This is a genomic window from Enterocloster sp. 210928-DFI.2.20 (assembly GCF_020554465.1).
Taxonomy (GTDB): domain Bacteria; phylum Bacillota; class Clostridia; order Lachnospirales; family Lachnospiraceae; genus Enterocloster; species Enterocloster bolteae.
Genome location: NZ_JAJCHK010000041.1, coordinates 23,657 through 39,941 on the forward strand (window position 1 = coordinate 23,657; position 16,285 = coordinate 39,941).

A 16,285-nucleotide genomic window follows, 5' to 3' on the forward strand; every position below is an offset into this window, starting at 1 on the left:
CTCCGTCAGTCGCGTTCGTTCTGATATAGAAAACAGGCTACCATGTGGTCCGTGTCCCCGTGGGGCAGCAGTTTCGGCAGTTCCTCCCTGCACCGCTTCATACACCGTGGACAGCGGTTTGCAAGAGGGCATCCCTTCTGTTCCCCGATTGGGCTGGGTACCTCACCAGTCAGCACAATGCGTTCCTTTTCCTCCTCCGGGGATTCCGGCGGAATGGCGGACAAAAGTGCCTGGGTATACGGATGCAGGGGATTGTGGTAGATAGAGTCACTGTCACACAGTTCCACCAGCCGTCCCAGATACATGATGGCGATGCGGTCGCTGATATATTTCACCACGCTCAGGTCATGGGATATGAAAATATATGTAAGGTTAAAATGCTTTTGCAGCTTCTTAAACAGGTTAATGACCTGGGCCTGTATGGACACGTCAAGAGCCGATACCGGTTCATCGCAGATGACCACTCTGGGATTACTGGCAATGGCCCTGGCAATGTTCAGCCTTTGGCGCTGTCCCCCAGAAAACTCATGGGGATATCGGTTTAAATGCTGCATATCAAGTCCCACTTCCTTGAACAGGCCTATGGTCCTTTCCTGGCGTTCCCTGGCAGTGGCAGGCGTCTTGTGGACAATCATGGGTTCCTCCACGGAATCCGCGGCCGTATGGCGGGGGTCCAGGGAAGAATAGGGATCCTGAAATACCATCTGTATCTCCCGGCTCAGGGCCTGGCGCTCTTTCTTCCTGAGACGGTTCAGCTCTTTTCCGTCATAAACCAGCTTTCCTGATGTGATGGGATGGAGGTTGACCAGGCAGCGTCCCAGAGTGGACTTGCCGCAGCCTGACTCACCGATGATACCCAGGGTCTCACCCTCGTAGATATCCAGGCTGATGTCGGAAAGGGCGTGCAGCTTTAAGGCCTTGCCGGTAAAAGACTTTGCTTTTATGTCAAAATCCTTGCACAGATGTTCAATCTTCAATATCACTTTCCTATCTTCCACTTTCCGTCACCTCATTTCTGACAAGCCTGTTTCCGCCTGTCTGCCGGTGGCAGGCAACACGGTGGCCTGGCGATACTTCTGTCAGCTCCGGCACCTCCGTCCTGCACCGCTCCTGCGCGTAAGGGCATCTGTTGGCAAAGTTGCAGCCTACCCCGGTAAGCCTCAAATCAGGCGGTGTGCCTGCGATTGTGGACAGTTCCTCCTTAGAATTGCTGCTCAGTCTGGGCATACAGTCCAAAAGCCCCCATGTATAAGGATGAAGGGGATGATTGTATAAATCAATACAGGGAGCATACTCCACTGTCTTGCCCGCGTACATAACAATCACGCTGTCACACATATCCCATACAACTCCCAGATTATGGGTAATCAGCAGGATGGCTGTGCCGTATTTGTCGCGCAGTTCCTTTAATAAATCCAGTACCTGTGCCTGGACCGTCACATCCAGGGCCGTGGTGGGTTCATCCGCAATGATCATCTGCGGTTTGCTGCACACGGACATGGCTATAATAACCCTCTGGCACATACCTCCCGACAGCTCGTACGGATACGCCTCCATCCGCCGTCTGGCATCGGGAATCCCAACCCGTTTCAGCGCCTCCTCTGCCATGTTCCTGGCCTCTGCCTTGGTGACCTTCTGGTGGGCGCATATCATCTCCACCATCTGGCTCCCCACCTTAAAGACCGGCGACAGGGATGTCATAGGGTTCTGGAAGATCATGGATATGTCCTTCCCCCTGAATTCCAGCAGTTCCTTCTGGCTCAGCTTAAGGACATCCGTACCATTAAAATCAATGGACCCGCCCACGATTTTTCCTGTCTTGGCCGGCAGGAGATGGATGATGGAGCTGGACGTAACGCTCTTGCCTGAACCTGACTCGCCCACAATGCCCAGGATTTCTCCCTTTTCCACCTCAAAGCTGACTCCGTCCACGGCTTTGCTGACTCCGCCGGAGGTATAGAAGTACGTCTTCAAGTCTTTTACTGTCAATAATTTCTGTCCTTCCATATCCTCACCTCTCATTCATACTGCTTCTTCATATCCTGAAAGGCCCTGTCCACCTGTTCCATAAGGCTGTCGTCGGATAAAAGCTCCACCGCAGTCATGGCAAGTGCCTTGGCGCCAGTCAGGGCCGCCCTGTGTCCGTCCGGACTTTTGCAGGCATCTTCGAATTCCTTTGTGTGTCCCCGGAGCAGGGGAACCACCTGGACATAGGATTGGAGGGCCGGAAAGGCATGGGTCAGATTACCCACATCCGTACATCCGATTCCCAGTTCCTTTCTTCTTGGCATTACCGTTTCTCCCAGCCGGGTAAATTGCTCTGCCAGGACGTTCTCTATAACCGGATTGTTGCGTATGTCCTCATATGTGTAGCCGTCTTCCTTCCACTGCCAGGTAGTACCGGTCATCCTGGCTGCGGCCTCGCAGGCCTCCAGAAAATCTCCCAGGAGCTTCTTCTTGGTCTTCATGCTGAACGAGCGCACTGTAAACTTCCCCTGGCAGTGTTCCGGAATGTGGATGGGGTCCTCTCCGCCTTCGGATATGATACCTAAAATAGTTCCCTGCCCATTCCAGCGAAGCCTCATCTGGCTGATATGCTGGAACAGCAGAAGAAGGGGATCCAGGGCGCTGACGCCCTCCTCAGGCCAGGTAGCGGCATGGGCTCCCTTTCCGAAAAAGTCCACGATGATGTCTGTCCTGGAGTATGAGATATCATTCACCACTGTCTCATTGGCGGAATGGATTATCATAGCCGCGTCCACCCCGTTAAATGCCCCATTTTCAAGCATGATGACCTTTCCTCCGCCGCCCTCCTCGGCCGGTGTCCCGAATACGGAAATACTGCCCTTAAGCTGAGGCAGCACGGACTTCACGGCAATCCCTGCTCCGGCCGACATGGCCGCCATCAGGTTATGGCCGCACGCGTGGCCCATTCCTGGCACAGCGTCGTACTCCGCCAGGAACGCAATATGAGGTCCCGGCTTTCCGGAATCACAAAATGCATGAAATGCTGTCTCAATCCCGCCGGTTCCCCGCTCCACCTCAAAACCGTGCTTCTCAAGCAGTCCGGTAATGGACCGGCATGCCTTATACTCTTTAAAATTATATTCCGGATTGTTCCAGATGGTATCTGCCAGCTCCGTAAGCTCCCCGGAACATCGGTCTATACACGTCCCGACCTGTCTTTTCAATTCTTCTCTCATGGCTACCTCCTCATCTTGGGATCCAGTACATCGCGTATACCGTCTCCCAGCAGATTAAAGCCGATAACTGTCAGCAAAATAAAGCAGCCTGAGATACCTGCGATATGGGGCGCCGTGTTCAGGCAGTCCCTTCCCGACCTCAGAATACTTCCCCAGGAAGCTGTGGGCAGCTTGATGCCCAGTCCAAGGAAGCTTAAGGATGCCTCTGATATGATTGCGCTGGCAGTGTTAAGGGTAGCATACACAATGACCTCACTCACTGTATTGGGCAGTATATGGTGAAGCAGCATCCTGGTATTGGAAATGCCGATGACCCTGCCTGCATTGCAGTACTCCTCCTTTTTCACTATGAGCACCTGGCCTCTGACCACCCTGGAAAAGCGCGGTACAACCGCAATTCCGATTGCCAGGATCACATTGAATATACCATCCCCCAGTACCGTCATAAGGATAATGGACAGCAGGATAAAAGGAAATGCCATGACGCCGTCCATGCAGCGCATAATGACCGCATCCACCACGCCGCCGGCGTAACCCGATATAAGTCCCAGGGCCACCCCGATGACACCTCCCAGTACCGTGGCTCCCACTGCAACCAGAAGAGAGACCCTGGCCCCGTAGCATATTCTTGTAAACAAATCCCTTCCGGCTTCATCCGTGCCGAACAGGTGCCCCTTCTCAAAGAAGCCCAGATATGCGTCAATGGGATGTATCTCATTGGGCTTTCCCCCTGTGATGAACGGGGCAAATACAGCAATGGCGGTCATAATCACAATGATGAACAGTCCAATCATAGCTGTCTTATTCCGTCTCAGCTTATTCCAGGCGCTGTTGGCCCTCCGTTCCTTCCTGAGGATCTCCTCGTAAGACGGTTGGGATGCGGCTATATCTGTCTTTTTCATTTAGCTACCCCCTTCGTAGCTGACTCTTGGATTGATCAGCATGTATACAATATCTACCGCCAGATTTACCAGGACAAATGCCAGCGCGATTACAAGAACAGCGCCCTGAATCAGCATATAATCACGGTTGTCAATGGCGCCCACCATCAGTGATCCCATGCCGGGCCAGGAAAACACGTTTTCCGTCAGGATGGCGCCTGCAAAACAGGATGCCAGCTGAAGGCCAAGGACTGTGACGATGGGAGGAAGGGCGCTCTTTAAAGCGTACTTCCATATAACAATGGCGTCCCTGATTCCTCTGGCTCTGATGGCCCGTATGGAATCGCTTGAAATGGATTCCAGGATACTGGAACGGGTGATTCTGGCAAAGGTTGCCATTGGTATGGTGGACAGACAGAAACAGGGAAGGACCATGTGGCGTATCACATCCCCCAGGCCGTTTTCAAAGGTTCCCATGCCCAGGGCCGGAAGCCACCCAAGCCGGACGCTGAAGGTCAGTACCAGCATAAGGCCCATCCAGAAAATAGGCATGGAAACCCCAATCAGTGCAAGTATCATAAATATGTAATCAAACAGAGAACCCTGCTTTACCGCGCTGACCACACCAATCACCATGCCTATCAAAAGCGCAACCGCTATGGAGGGAATTGCCAGCAGAAGTGTATTGGGTATCCTCTCCGCCACAAGCTTTAAGACCGGCTGGTTGTAGGAATAGGATGTCCCGAAGTCCCCCTGCAAAACGCCGAGGACATAGTCTTTGTACTGAACCAGCATTGGTTCGTTAAGCCCCATGCTTTCCCGCAGCTTTTCCACGTCCTGCACGGAAGCCTGGGGACCTGCCACGGCCCGGGCCGGGTCACCCGGAATCATCCTCGTAAGTACGAAGGTCAGGGTCACCACCACAAACAGGGCTGGTATGATCTGCAGGCATCGGTTAATTAAAGTCTTTAACATAGATGTCACCAAACTCCTTTTGAGACAGGAATGCCGCCATAAGACGGCATCCCCGGTGCCGGTTCCATCAAGCCGGTACTGATATAATACCGTTGCTTGCGAACCTTACTTTGAAAGCCATACGTTAATATCGGTTGTACAGATCTTTACCTTGCCGTCAGCCCTCTGGACCAGTCCCTGGACATTGGGCGTCACACCCCACTCCACATTCTCATTGGCATAGAATATACCGGGCATATCCTTCACGATCAGGGCTAACGCCTTCTTGTACAGGTCTGCGCGCTCATTCTGGTCTGTTGTCAGCAGGGCGTTCTCCAGGCATTTATCAACCTCAGGATTATTGTAACCCTGGCCGTTGCCCAGGGAACCGATTTCTCCGCTGTAGAACAGCTTGTTTAAGAAGAAGTAGGGATCCGGATACCATGTCCATGACATACCAAACACATCTGCCTGTCCGGAAGCGCCAATCTCGCTGAAGGTTCCCCACTCACTGGTATTAATGTTTACATTCACGTTCAGGTTCTGCTGCAGGTATGCCTGGAACAGGGTTGCCATCTTAACCCTGGTAGGCGTATTGGAAATATACAGGTTCAAATCAAATCCGTCCGGATAACCTGCCTCTGCCAGAAGCGCCTTGGCTGCTTCCGGATCATAGGTTGGAACCTCTGCCTTTACAGCCTCGTCGTATCCCCAGGAGCCCGGAGGCAGCGGAAGGGATGCAGGCACAGCCTCGCCATACTGGTACACGCCGCCTGTCAGTTCCTCCACGTTTACAGCCTTGATCAGGGCTTCGCGGACCTTCGGATCCTTGGTAGGCCCATTTACCATGTTAAAGTACAGGTAGGATACATGAAGCCCCGGCATCTCCAAAAGCTTGACGGTGTCATCATCCCTTGCCACCTGCACGGCCTCTCCCGTAAGGCTGGTAGCCACATTGACCTCTCCGGTCCTCAGGGCATTCACTGCCTGGTTTCCGTCGCTGACAGGACGGAATACCACCCCGTCCAGGTGAGGCTTCTGTGCCCAGTACTTTTCATTTCTCACCAGGGTGGCCTGCTGGTCCAGCTTGAATTCCTTCAGCGCAAATGGACCGCTTCCTACCAGATGGGTTCCGAAATCATCTCCCCATCCCTCCACTTCCTCTTTGGGGACAATTACATTGCCCGCATCGGTAAGGGCAGTAAGGAAAACCGCGTTGGGATTTTCCAGGACACATTTCACTTCCGTATCGCTTATCACTTCACAGTGATCCAACATGTCCAGCCTGTTCATAGCAGACAGCTCATGAGAACGCTCCAGGGAATACTTGATATCCTCTGCCGTTACCTGCCTGCCGTCCTGATACTGTCCCGGCTGGAAATACACATCATCCCTCAGCTTGAAGGTATACTCTTTTCCATCATCGCTGACCTCCCAGGAAGCCGCGATAGAGGGCATGATCTCAGTCAGGCTGCTGTTATACTCCACCAGTGTGTCACATACGCTTCCGATAATCTGTGATTCATATGTACCTGTATATTTCACAGGATCCAGATTTTTAGGCGATGAGGAAAGTGATATTGTCAGTACCCCGCCGTCCACCGGCTCACCGGCATCAGCGGTCTGTGTCTCCCCGCTGGCCCCCGCTTCCGCTGCCGTGGTCCCTGCGGGCGCGCTGCTGCCTGCATTTTCTGTGCCGCCCCCCGAACTTTTGCCGCACGCTGCCATGGATACGGCCATTGCCACTGCCATCAGGCTTACCATCCATCTTTTTTTCATAAGTTATTACTCCTCTCTTTTTTTGTTTTTGCTGCCCTTTTGTAAAATTTTATAAAAAAAACGATAGTCAAAGCAAAACATAGTCCCCTTTAACTATCGTTTTATATCTTCAATTCGGATGATTATTTAACCAGCATATGGCAACCTCTGCATAGATGGCCGACATTACCGGTATCATGTCCTCGCTGAATGTGACTTTGGGATTGTGCACCCCGTAAGGATATCCTTCCTCCTGCGAACCGGTTCCGACCCAGAAAAGCACACTGGGCACAAGCTGTGACAGTACCGAAAAGTCCTCCGAACCAGTCATCCTTGGCAGTTCATAACAGGTTCCCGGTCCCAGCAGGCGGTCAATATATCCCGCTGCCTCTTCCAGAAGCTCCTGGTCATTTACCATAGGCGGGACACCGGAATAGAGATATTCCACCCGGGCAGATGCCCCAAAAGCGGATGCCACTGTTGACGATATTTCCTCCAGACGTCTCCTGGCATATTCCCGCACCTTCTGGTTCCTGGTGCGGATGGTGCCGCGCATAACTGCCGTATCGGAAAATACATTGGCTGCGGCTCCTGAATGGAATTCGCAGATTGTCAGTACCAGCATTTCATCGGGATGGGTTTCCCGGCTGTTTAAGGCCTGCAGGGCCATATGGATATGTACGGCTGCGTTGATAGGGTCAATGCAGCTGTCCGGAACAGCCCCATGTCCGCCCTCCCCGTGTATGGTGATTGTGAACACATCACTGGACGCACAAGCCGCTCCGGTACTGTATCCCACACTGCCCATACTGTGATGGACCACATGCAGGGCCATGGCGCCGTCCACGGAAGGATTTTCAAGAACGCCTGCCTCAACCATGTCGGCAGCTCCGCCCACATCTTCCTCGCAGGGCTGGAACATCAGCTTGACCCTTCCTCTCAGCTCGCCTTCCCGCTCTTTTAATATCCTGGCAGCTCCCAGAAGGGCACTGGTATGAATGTCATGACCGCAGGCATGCATACAGCCGTTATTGGAGGCAAACGTGAGACCGGTCAATTCCTCAAAGGGAAGGGCGTCCATATCAGCTCTCAGAAGAAATGTTTTCCCGCCCGCTTCAGCGTTACCAAGAACCGCGCTGATTCCCGCTTTTCCTACTTTCTTGAATTCAATTCCATATGCCTTTAATTTCTCTGCCACAAGGGCAGTTGTTTCCGGAAGGTCAAATCCAATTTCAGGGTTTTGATGAATTTTCCTTCGTATGGAGATCAGCTCATCGCTTAATTCTCCGGCCCTTGTAAGGGTATACCTGTTATCCATGATATTCATGTGTCCTCATCCAGAATCTAAATTATTTATTTTAATCATCATATCAAAACTGCACTATCCTTACAATTGCATCATGCATGATATTTAAGTTTTTTAATATGCATTATGCATGATTCTTTCTGTTTTTGTCGTCTTTGTATACACTTATGTCCTTGGTGTGCATACATTTTTGCCTTTTTGCCTTTTCTCAGCTCACAGTCCGGTCTCAGATATCTGACAATTCCGATATCACCCGGGCCGCCATGGTGCGGGAAAGGACCACTGTCTTCCCTGTTTTTTCTGCAACCTCCCGCTTCATGGCAAAGGAATATCCGATGCAGTCCATGACAACCAGAGGCCCCTGAAGTGCGCTGATTTTTCTGCATGCCTGTTCTATTTCCTCCCATCCCCCGTACGGGGAAGCCGCCACTGTCACCACGTCGTTTACATATTTCCTCCATTTTTCCTGGGACTGTTGTACCTGTCTCTGGGTGGGTGTCACCACAATCAGCTGTCTGTCCCCGCAGAGAACAGGAATCAGCCGGCTTATAAGGTCGCAGGGGAATATAAGAGGAACCCGGGATTTGAATTTATAGTCAAACTCACCCGTACAAAAGAACAGAATCATCTTGACTCCCTCTGCCTCCAGCTGTTCGATACACTCCTGGATACGAGGCAGGATCTTCTGCTCGGAAAACGAAACCTGGCTGCCGTCCCGCATCCGGGAGACCAGGACATACTCCCCCGCATCCGGGGCCAGTTTGTCTATATCCTCCACCGTCAGGCCATCCAAAGCCCCCCGTTCCAGAATTTCAACCTTCCCCTGGAATATCCCCATAATGTCATCTGTCACGTCTGTCCTTGGAGACTGCCCCACTGTAATTGCGCCTAATTTAAACATCTCTTTTCTCCTTTCCGACTGCTGTATAATGTTGATTCTAAAAGTATAGCATACTACTGTCAAATAAAATATACGGCCTGAAAATGGTACTAACAAAATAACCACCTGTTCCTGAGGCCATAAGCCCGGCATCGAAAAAAAGGCATCCCTGCCATGTTGTCATGGTCCTGGATGCCTTTTATCATATCTGGCTGAGTATACCATTTTGTTTAAAACTAATTCAGCAAAGCCCCATACCGCCCCAAAAAGCTCTGGGTCCTCTCATTATCCGAAGCAAACACCTGCTCCGGCGTGCCCTCCTCCACAATGACACCGCCCGCCATGAATACCACGCGGTCCGATATATCCCTTGCAAAGGCCATCTCATGAGTGACAATCACCATGGCGATGTCAAGGTCTGCCAGGGACTTAATCACCTTGAGAACCTCACCGGTGAGCTCCGGGTCCAGGGCTGAGGTGGGTTCGTCAAAAAACAGTATCTTGGGATTCAGCGCCAATGCCCTGGCAATGGCCACGCGCTGGCACTGGCCGCCGGACAGCTGGCACGGATACGCATTTTCCTTGTCCTCCAGCCCCATCTTTTTAAGCAGTGCCCTGGCTTCCTCATAGACCTGCGCCTTATCCCTTTTCTGCACATGGATGGGAGCATCCGTGATGTTCTTCATAACAGAGTAATGGGGGAACAGGTTGAAATTCTGGAACACCAGGCCGTACTGGCTCTGGATTTCCTTTAAATCCTTTTTTGAGGCGTACACAGCCCTTCCGTCCTCTGTCCAGGCCGCCCGCTTTCCCAGGTATATCACTTCCCCGCTGTCCATGGTCTCCAGCATGGTGGCGCACCGCAGCAGGGTGGATTTTCCCGAACCCGAGGGACCGATGACAGAAACGATTTCCCCCTCCTCCACACTGAGGGATATATCCTTTATGACGCCCAGGCCGTCAAATGACTTTTCCACATGATTTAATTCCAGCAGCTTCATAATCCACAATCCTCCTGTTCCTAACGGTAATAATCCATCTTCTTCTCAACCCACTCCATCCCAACTGCCACTACCAGGTTGAAAATGTAGTAGAACAGACCGGCCGCCACAAAGGGAATCATATTGGTCTGGGACGCCGCAAGGGCCTTGGCTATGGAAAACATCTCCGCCACGCTGAGGGTAAAGGCCAGGGAGGTGTCCTTGACCAGGGTGATGACCTCGTTGGTCACAGACGGAAGAATCCGTTTGATGACCTGGGGCAGTATGATTTTGAAGAAGGTCTGGAACCGGCTGTAGCCCAGAATCTGAGCCGCCTCGTACTGGCCCACAGGCATGGACTGGATGCCGCTTCTGTAGATTTCAGCAAAATAGGCAGCATAGTTGATCACAAATCCAATGAAGGTGGCCCACAGCCGGTAGCCGCTGCCCACCTTGATGCGGAACAGGTAATAGGGTCCGAAATACACCACCATAAGCTGCAGCATCAGGGGCGTGCCTCTCATGATGGATATGTATACCTTGACAACGGCCTGGAGCAGCCGGTTTTTGGACATACGACCAAAGGCCACCAAAAGGCCCAGAGGGAGGGAAAAGATAAGCGTCACCAGGAATATCTGGATACTGGTTCCCATACCTCCTGCCAACTGAATCAACATCTGCTGGATTGTCATTTTACCCATAACTTCTTACCTGCCTTTAACATTTATGCCGTATAAAGCCGCTGTTAAACAAGCTGCCGCCGGATTATCCGGCAGGACAGCAGGTCCAGACAGCGGCCTTTATTACTTGCCAATCGTAGTTACGTCCTCGCCAAACCACTTCTCGGATACGGACTTAAGCGTGCCGTCCGCAGCCATCTCTTCCAGGGTGGCCTGTACCTTGTCGCGAAGTTCCGTGTTGCCCTTCTTGAATCCAACTCCGTACTCCTCTGCGGACAGGCTGTCCTCCAGGATAATGAAGTCAGCGTTTCTCTGCTGAATCTGATATCCGGCCACGATTACGTCCATGGCAATGGCGTCCACCGCGCCCTGCTCCAAATCCATGAAAGCCGAGTTATAATCAGCCGTGGTAAGCAGCTGCTTGAAGGTAGCCGTCAGGTCCGGGACCTCCTTTAACGCTGCCTCTGCAGAGGAATCCACCTGGCACTCCACAATCTTGCCTGCCAGGTCTGCCTGGCTGGCTATACCGGAATCCTTAGCCACAACAAATACCTGGGTGTTGGCCATGTACGGCTCTGACCATGTATAGACGTCCTCACGCCCTGTCATGGTAAATCCGTTCCAGATACAGTCGATATTGCCTGCCTCCAGCTCCATGTCCTTGGAATCCCAGGCAATGGGCTGTGCCGTATATTCCAGTCCCAGACGCTCTGCCACTTCCTTAGCCAGCTCCAGGTCAAATCCTGTATATTCACCGTTGTCCCCCATGAATCCCATGGGCGGGAAATCCTGGTCAAATCCTACTATCAATGTTCCTCCGGCGCTTTCTGAAACAGCCTCTGACGCGGCTTCGCTCTCTGCTTTTGTCTCCTCCTGCGCGGTGGTATCCTCAGCCTTGGCAGAAGTGTCTGCTGCTGTCTGCTCTGTTTCTGCCTTTGTCTCTGCCTCTGTGGCTGCTTCCTTTGAACCGCCGCATCCTGCCAGGGATAATGCCATCACAGATGCAAGGGCCAGGCTAAAAAGTCTCTTTTTCATAATAAACGTCCTCCTCTTATTCCGCTGTTTCAAGTCCAGCGGCTCCTCACGGTCTTTTGACACGCTATCATATTAGCACACTAAAGCGTTTGTGTAAAGGACATTTTATATGGCAAAACTGACAAAGATCCGCGCCGCTGTCCCCCTCCCCAAAATTCAGGGCAGAACAGGTGCCTGCAAAAGATTCATAAGCTCCTTAAGGCTCCCCACTTCATAATCCGCCCGTATGCCCTCAGGCAGCGTCTGTCCGCCGGGGTTATACCAGCACGTATACGTGCCTGCGGCCATTCCGCCTTTGATATCGGACGCAGGTGAATCACCAATGAGCAGCATACGCCGCGGATTGGCATCCGGTATCCTGGAAAAGCAGTAATCAAAATATTCCTTCTGCGGTTTCTGGCTCCCCGCGTCCTCGGACACAAAAATATCCTTCATAAAGCCGTCCAGGCCGGAGGCAGCCAGCCGCTTGTACTGGGTGGACGATGTCCCGTTGGTAACCACATATAAATCATACCTGTCCTTCAGATAGGCGCACAGCTCCAGGGCCCCGTCAATCAAAAATGCGGATGCGTCCAGCTGCCTGCGGTACAGTTCCTCCGCCTCACGGCCGTCCACCGCCCTGCCCAGACGGCCAAAAAACGTCTCAAACCTCTGCCGTACCAAGTCTTCCTTGGTCACTTCTCCCCGCTCAAAGGCGGACCAGAATCCCTCATTGATTTCATGGTACAGCAAAAGCCGTTCCTCTGTGGGCTCAAATCCATACTGCTCAAGGACCACCTTCATGCCCTGCTTCTCAGACATGCCAAAATCCAAAAGCGTTCCGTCCACATCCAGAAGAATCACATCAAACTTCCGTTCCCTGATCTCCATAGACAATCCTTCCTTTGCAAACCGTATACATTACCTTGCCCGTCAATGTGGCGCCCAGGAAGGGGCTGTTGGATGACTTGGATTCAAAGCCTTCCACCGTCCACTGCCTGTCCGCATCGAAAAGCACCAGATCCGCAGGCGCTCCTGCTTCCATGCGTCCGCAGTCCAGCTTATAGAGCCTGGCCGGATTATAGCTCATCTTTTCCATAAGCTCCAAAAGCGTGAGATGTCCCGGCTTCACCAGATTGGTGATTCCCAGGGCCAGGGCAGTCTCCAGTCCCAGTATGCCGCTGGGCGCCTGGGTCAGGGGCCGATCCTTTTCCTCCCGGCTGTGGGGGGCATGGTCTGTGGCAATCATGTCAATGGTCCCATCCTTAAGCCCCTCAATCAGCATCTGCCTGTCCTTCTCTGTCCTTAACGGCGGGTTCATCTTAGCCAGGGTTCCGTGCTTTAACACGGCTTCCTCTGTCAGGGTAAAATGGTGGGGCGTCACCTCGGCCCATACCTTTGCCCCCAACTCCTTGGCCAGGCGCACCATCTCCACGGAGTGCCCTGAACTGATATGCTGGATGTCCACGGTTGCCCCTGTATCCAGGGCTATCATGCAGTCCCTGGCCACCAGGGAATCCTCTGCCAGGGCCGGTGAGCCGTAGATTCCCAGTTCATCGGAAATCCTGCCGTGGTTGATTCCATTTTCCCTGATAAACTGCTTGTCCTCCTCATGGAAGCTGAGAACCGTATCCAATCTGGCCGCTTCCTCCATGGCCTCCCTGACAAACGTCCCCTCCATCAGCGGAATCCCGTCATCTGTAAATCCGGCTGCCCCGGCTGCCAGAAGTCCCTCCATGTCGGTCAGCTCCCTGCCTGCAAATCCCTTTGACACAGCGGCGCAGCTTAACACATGGATGCCTGTCTTTTTTCCCTCCTCCAGCACATAGCGCAGGGTCTCCTCGTTATCCACAATGGGGTTGGTATTGGCCATGCACACGACCGTGGTGAAGCCGCCCTTTGCTGCAGCCCTTGCCCCTGTATGGATGTCCTCCTTGTACGTGGGCCCCGGATCGCGAAAATGCACATGGACATCCACCAGTCCCGGCGCTGCCGCCAGTCCCTCTGCCTCGATTATCTGCTCATACTGCCTCTCCCGGGTGCTAAAGCCGGGTGCTCCCTCTGCTCCCCCCTGGTCCGCCGGAAATATCCCGGCAATCCTGTCTCCGTCCAAAACCACATCCGCCTTTATATCCAGCCCTTCTGCGGGTCCCAGTACCCGTCCTGCGCGAATCAAAATCATAATCTGTTCCTTTCTTTAATCCCATCTGTTTCACAAATCCATGTCCGGTGCAGACCGAAAAGCCCGGCTCCCGCCGTCCGCCTGTCACACCAGGAATTCCTCTCCCCGTCTGTGTATCTCCTGTATCCTGTCCTTGTACCCGTCGGCGCAGGCCAGGGCCTTAAATCTGGCAGCCGCCTGAAAGTCCTCCCAGAAATGCATGGGAAACACCACGTCCGCCCCCACCATTCTCATAAAGTCATCCATTCCCAGGTAAAAATCCTTCTCCTGCCTGGGGTCAATGAGCATAAAGGCCACATCAATATGGCGTCCGGCCAGCTTGTCCATTTCCCGGTGGAAATTCTCACTCATCCTGCGGTTGTCGGCCTCCGGCTCCCCTTCCCATACCCAATTGTTTAAATCCCCTGCATGGTAAATGGTCCTGCCCTCCAGGCTGGCCAAAAAGGCCACACCCTGGTCTGTGGACTTAAATGCCCGGATGTCCACCGGATTCCCGGCTCCGTCCTTCAGGCTCACTTCCTCCCCTGGTCCCAGGAATATGGTTCTGCCCAGAAGGTCCTCCGGCACCTGCCTTGTCCAGATATCGTCGGACAGCACATAGGTCACATTCCCGCGGCTTTCCTCCAAATCAAATATGGAACGGGAAAAATGGTCTCCATGGCGGTGGCTGGCAAACACAAACAAAGGCTTCGCCCTGTCTGTTTCCGGAATGTTTCCTTCAAAATAGTCAAACAGAAGTACGGCATGGTCAAGCTCCGCCATAAAACTGCTGTGATGGATATACGTTATCTTCATATCGGTCATCTCCCATCCGTTCTTATATGTCTAATAGTAACATAAACCTCAATTCCCGTATAGTTATTTTATCCCGTTTTCCATTTATATACAGAAACAGGCGGCGCCCTCCGGTTTCACCAAACCGGTCCGGCGCTGCCCAAAAGACAATACATTCTTATTTTTCCCAAAATTACAGGGCATGATAAAAGGTTTTCCATTTCCCGCTGGCAAACCGCCATCCAAAGAAGGCGGATCGGACACTCCAGTCCGCAATCATGGCCCACCACACGCCCACGGCTCCCATGCCCAGTCCCACTGCCAGCACATAGCTGAAACCTATGCGGAACAGGAGCATGGACAGGATGGATACGCACATGGGGAACTTCACATCGCTGGCAGCCCTCAGCACATTGGCCAGACAGAAGGAGGACGGCCATAAAAACACTGCGCACCCATCATGAATCAGCACCAGTACGGCTCCCAGTTCCAATGCTTCTTTTGACAGTCCATATAGACTGAGAGAAAGCGGCATAGTCAATATAACGGCTATACAGCAAAGCCCGTTGACTAAGTATGTAATTTTCATCATTTTTTTTGCATAATATCCGGCCTGGTCAAAATCGCCTGCCCCCACGCAGCGCCCTACCACGGTAATCATAGCCAGGTTCATGGCCTGCCCGGGCAGTACGCCCATCCCGTCCAGATTATTGGCAATGGCGTTGGCAGCTATCTGGGTCGTGCCGAACATGGCTATGATCCCCACCACCAGAACCCGGCCCAGCTGGAAGATGCTGTTCTCAATCCCATTGGGAATGCCTATGCCCAGTATCTGCTTCACCATTCTGAAATTAAGATTCCATTTTCTCCCAATAAAGATGTCCAGATTCTTATTTTTCAGCCGGAAGAGAAGGATAAAACAGGCAGTCATACGTGAAATCAGGGAAGCCGCAGCAGCACCCGCCACACCCCAATGGAATACAAAGATGAACAGGGAGTCCCCTATAACATTGATAATGTTCATGATGATGGACGCCTGCATGGATATCTTGGAATTTCCCATGGAGCGGAACAGGGCGGCGCAGGAATTATACACGGCCAGGAAGGGGTAGGACAGTGCGGATATGGTCAGGTAAACCAGGGCATTGGCCATCACATCCCCGGCCACGCCGCCGTAGAGCAGATGCAACACCCCCCGGCGAAACAGGATGCAGAGCACCATTATAATAAGTGAAATACATGCAGTTATCAAAATCAGCTGGTTGGCTGACTGGCAGGCCCTGTCCCTTCTCCTCTGTCCCAGATACTGGGAGGACACCACCGCGCCTCCGGTTGCCACCGCCGCAAAAATATTGATGAACAGGGTGTTGACCATATCCACCAGGGAAACCCCGGAGGTAGCTGCCTCCCCTGCGTTTGATACCATCATGGTATCCACCATTCCCACGGACACAGCCAGTATCTGCTCCACAATAAGGGGCAGTATAAGGCGCTTCAAATCCTGGTTGGTAAACATACGGACTCCGGCTCCATTTTGTTCCATCTTACATATACCATCCTTTGTATCCCGCTCACCTTCATACGGCACGATGGGGGATGTTTTCTTAAAAAAGCCTACTCCCCCCGCCATTCCCCGTCAATCCGTAATTTACCCAAAAATATCAGACAATCAA

The 16,285-nt window shown here is 52.6% G+C and carries 15 protein-coding genes; all 15 read right to left on the reverse strand.

All coding sequences use genetic code 11. The features are described 5' to 3' along the window. Positions 1-5 precede the first annotated feature (5 nt). The 15 genes from LI015_RS24585 to LI015_RS24655 all read right to left on the reverse strand — a co-directional run bounded on the left by LI015_RS24585 (position 6) and on the right by LI015_RS24655 (position 16,128). Positions 6-998, reverse strand: coding sequence for an ABC transporter ATP-binding protein (locus LI015_RS24585; protein ID WP_002568962.1), 993 nt, complete (start codon positions 996-998; stop codon positions 6-8). After that, positions 988-2,007, reverse strand: coding sequence for an ABC transporter ATP-binding protein (locus LI015_RS24590; protein WP_002568963.1), 1,020 nt, complete (start codon positions 2,005-2,007; stop codon positions 988-990). The genes LI015_RS24585 and LI015_RS24590 overlap by 11 nt, the downstream gene beginning before the upstream one ends. A gap of 11 nt (positions 2,008-2,018) precedes the next feature. Next, positions 2,019-3,203, reverse strand: coding sequence for an amidohydrolase (locus LI015_RS24595; protein WP_227126568.1), 1,185 nt, complete (start codon positions 3,201-3,203; stop codon positions 2,019-2,021). A gap of 2 nt (positions 3,204-3,205) precedes the next feature. After that, entirely contained in the window at positions 3,206-4,105 is a 900-nt protein-coding gene (locus LI015_RS24600) for an ABC transporter permease (RefSeq protein ID WP_002568965.1), read from the reverse strand. Continuing rightward, the gene (locus LI015_RS24605) at positions 4,106-5,059 is read right to left on the reverse strand and encodes an ABC transporter permease (RefSeq protein ID WP_002568966.1); all 954 of its coding nucleotides are present in this window, start codon (positions 5,057-5,059) and stop codon (positions 4,106-4,108) included. It abuts the gene before it with no gap. Between the two features lie 105 nt (positions 5,060-5,164). After that, positions 5,165-6,817 carry an ABC transporter substrate-binding protein gene (locus LI015_RS24610; protein ID WP_002578416.1) on the reverse strand — a complete coding sequence of 551 codons (1,653 nt, stop codon included), beginning with the start codon at positions 6,815-6,817 and terminating at the stop codon, positions 5,165-5,167. A gap of 109 nt (positions 6,818-6,926) precedes the next feature. Next, on the reverse strand, positions 6,927-8,114 hold the full coding sequence (locus LI015_RS24615) for a M20 metallopeptidase family protein (RefSeq protein WP_002568968.1): 1,188 nt from the start codon (positions 8,112-8,114) through the stop codon (positions 6,927-6,929). Between the two features lie 214 nt (positions 8,115-8,328). After that, the gene (locus tag LI015_RS24620) at positions 8,329-9,003 is read right to left on the reverse strand and encodes an AroM family protein (protein ID WP_002568969.1); all 675 of its coding nucleotides are present in this window, start codon (positions 9,001-9,003) and stop codon (positions 8,329-8,331) included. A 215-nt stretch (positions 9,004-9,218) separates the two neighbouring features. Continuing rightward, a complete protein-coding gene (locus LI015_RS24625; protein WP_002568970.1) occupies positions 9,219-9,983 on the reverse strand; it encodes an amino acid ABC transporter ATP-binding protein in 765 nt (254 codons plus the stop codon). 20 nt (positions 9,984-10,003) lie between these two features. Beyond that, a complete protein-coding gene (locus tag LI015_RS24630; protein ID WP_002568971.1) occupies positions 10,004-10,663 on the reverse strand; it encodes an amino acid ABC transporter permease in 660 nt (219 codons plus the stop codon). Positions 10,664-10,765: 102 nt separating this feature from the next. Then, positions 10,766-11,677 carry an amino acid ABC transporter substrate-binding protein gene (locus LI015_RS24635; protein WP_227126569.1) on the reverse strand — a complete coding sequence of 304 codons (912 nt, stop codon included), beginning with the start codon at positions 11,675-11,677 and terminating at the stop codon, positions 10,766-10,768. A 156-nt stretch (positions 11,678-11,833) separates the two neighbouring features. After that, the gene (locus tag LI015_RS24640; protein WP_002572951.1) at positions 11,834-12,547 is read right to left on the reverse strand and encodes a YjjG family noncanonical pyrimidine nucleotidase; all 714 of its coding nucleotides are present in this window, start codon (positions 12,545-12,547) and stop codon (positions 11,834-11,836) included. Continuing rightward, complete coding sequence (locus LI015_RS24645) at positions 12,522-13,838, reverse strand: dihydroorotase (RefSeq protein WP_227126570.1); 1,317 nt, start codon at positions 13,836-13,838, stop codon at positions 12,522-12,524. The genes LI015_RS24640 and LI015_RS24645 overlap by 26 nt, the downstream gene beginning before the upstream one ends. 84 nt (positions 13,839-13,922) lie before the next feature. Continuing rightward, a complete protein-coding gene (locus LI015_RS24650) occupies positions 13,923-14,633 on the reverse strand; it encodes an MBL fold metallo-hydrolase (protein ID WP_227126571.1) in 711 nt (236 codons plus the stop codon). Positions 14,634-14,805: 172 nt separating this feature from the next. Then, on the reverse strand, positions 14,806-16,128 hold the full coding sequence (locus LI015_RS24655) for an MATE family efflux transporter (protein WP_227126576.1): 1,323 nt from the start codon (positions 16,126-16,128) through the stop codon (positions 14,806-14,808). Positions 16,129-16,285 lie beyond the last annotated feature (157 nt).

Bases quoted from the DNA above. Each gene is read 5' to 3' on its own strand.
- LI015_RS24620 (WP_002568969.1), bottom strand. From the start codon at position 9,003: ATGTTTAAATTAGGCGCAATTACAGTGGGGCAGTCTCCAAGGACAGAC.
- LI015_RS24605 (WP_002568966.1), bottom strand. From the start codon at position 5,059: ATGTTAAAGACTTTAATTAACCGATGCCTGCAGATCATACCAGCCCTG.
- LI015_RS24625 (WP_002568970.1), bottom strand. From the start codon at position 9,983: ATGAAGCTGCTGGAATTAAATCATGTGGAAAAGTCATTTGACGGCCTG.
- LI015_RS24600 (WP_002568965.1), bottom strand. From the start codon at position 4,105: ATGAAAAAGACAGATATAGCCGCATCCCAACCGTCTTACGAGGAGATC.
- LI015_RS24615 (WP_002568968.1), bottom strand. From the start codon at position 8,114: ATGGATAACAGGTATACCCTTACAAGGGCCGGAGAATTAAGCGATGAG.
- LI015_RS24630 (WP_002568971.1), bottom strand. From the start codon at position 10,663: ATGGGTAAAATGACAATCCAGCAGATGTTGATTCAGTTGGCAGGAGGT.
- LI015_RS24595 (WP_227126568.1), bottom strand. From the start codon at position 3,203: ATGAGAGAAGAATTGAAAAGACAGGTCGGGACGTGTATAGACCGATGT.
- LI015_RS24655 (WP_227126576.1), bottom strand. From the start codon at position 16,128: ATGTTTACCAACCAGGATTTGAAGCGCCTTATACTGCCCCTTATTGTG.
- LI015_RS24645 (WP_227126570.1), bottom strand. From the start codon at position 13,838: ATGATTTTGATTCGCGCAGGACGGGTACTGGGACCCGCAGAAGGGCTG.
- LI015_RS24650 (WP_227126571.1), bottom strand. From the start codon at position 14,633: ATGAAGATAACGTATATCCATCACAGCAGTTTTATGGCGGAGCTTGAC.
- LI015_RS24640 (WP_002572951.1), bottom strand. From the start codon at position 12,547: ATGGAGATCAGGGAACGGAAGTTTGATGTGATTCTTCTGGATGTGGAC.
- LI015_RS24635 (WP_227126569.1), bottom strand. From the start codon at position 11,677: ATGAAAAAGAGACTTTTTAGCCTGGCCCTTGCATCTGTGATGGCATTA.
- LI015_RS24590 (WP_002568963.1), bottom strand. From the start codon at position 2,007: ATGGAAGGACAGAAATTATTGACAGTAAAAGACTTGAAGACGTACTTC.
- LI015_RS24610 (WP_002578416.1), bottom strand. From the start codon at position 6,817: ATGAAAAAAAGATGGATGGTAAGCCTGATGGCAGTGGCAATGGCCGTA.